At 53.3% G+C, this 1,059-nt stretch carries 1 protein-coding gene and 1 pseudogene; both read left to right on the plus strand.

Going from position 1 to position 1,059, the window contains the following annotated elements:
• A pseudogene (locus GA0061099_RS41810) lies at positions 1-423 on the plus strand (hypothetical protein); the annotation flags it as partial.
• Between the two features lie 38 nt (positions 424-461).
• A complete protein-coding gene (locus GA0061099_RS39235) occupies positions 462-968 on the plus strand; it encodes a hypothetical protein (RefSeq protein WP_158644938.1) in 507 nt (168 codons plus the stop codon).
• The last annotated feature ends 91 nt before the right edge of the window (positions 969-1,059 follow it).

Below are 1,059 nucleotides of genomic sequence, written 5' to 3' on the forward strand. Positions count from 1 at the left end.
TTGCTCTCCTTTGTGGAATCAGCACCCCGAGCCTACCGGCTCAAGGTGGGCAACGCCGACCTCTTTAGAAATTCAACAGAACCCGGGACATCCCCCGTCTACCTCGACCCGCCATTTAATAGCCAAGCCCATTACAACCTGGTTTTTGATCGTCCCTCCAACGCCGAGAAATCATCTGCGCAGGCGGGGGCTTTCCGAGATACTTGGATGTGGGGAGACGAGGCCGAATGGGCCTTCGAAGAATTGATGCGGATGGGCGGTAGTACAGCCCGCTTTATCGATGCATTGCGGTCTGCTCTCAAAGAGAGCGACATGATGGCCTATCTTTCTATGATGGCGATCCGCCTCCATGAGCTGCATCAAAAGCTCAAACCTACTGGGTCTCTGTATCTCCACTGCGATCCACTGCCAGCCACTATTTGAAGGTCATGCTGGACGGAATCTTCGCAGAGGGGCGCTTCTTGAACGAGATCATTTGGAAGCGAACGGGAGCGCATTCTGCGGCCCAGCGTTGGGGTGATGTTCACGATTCTATTTTACTTTTTTCTAAGTCTTCAAAATACACTTGGAACAAGGTCTACACCGACTATGACGAGTCCTATAAGGCCAGATACAAGCACGTTGATGAGAGCGGCAGGCGTTGGTCCGACGACAACCTAACGGCGCCGGGAGTCCGGAACGGGGATTCCGGAGCAGCTTGGCGGGGATTCAATCCAACCGATAAAGGCAATCATTGGAAGGTCAGTAGTTCAGCAGTTGTCGAATTGATAGGTCAAGAAAAGGCAGCGAAGCTGAGCACTACTGAGAAGTTGGAGGTGCTTGAAAGACACGGGCAAATTCACTGGCCCAAATCAGGCGGCTTCCCGCGCTTTAAGCGCGTTCTAGGAAAGGGGATGCCGCTCCAAGACGTGATCACCGATATAGCGCCCCTCAATTTTCAGGCTCAAGAGCGTATTGGCTACCCTTGACCTGCCACTGCGTATTTCCTCCAGAAGGAGTTAGAGTCCGGCCCGAAGAAGGACGGACAGATGAAGCGAGCAAGGTTCACGGAAGAGCAGA

The sequence above is a fragment of the Bradyrhizobium yuanmingense genome, assembly GCF_900094575.1.
GTDB classification, from domain to species: Bacteria; Pseudomonadota; Alphaproteobacteria; order Rhizobiales; family Xanthobacteraceae; genus Bradyrhizobium; species Bradyrhizobium yuanmingense.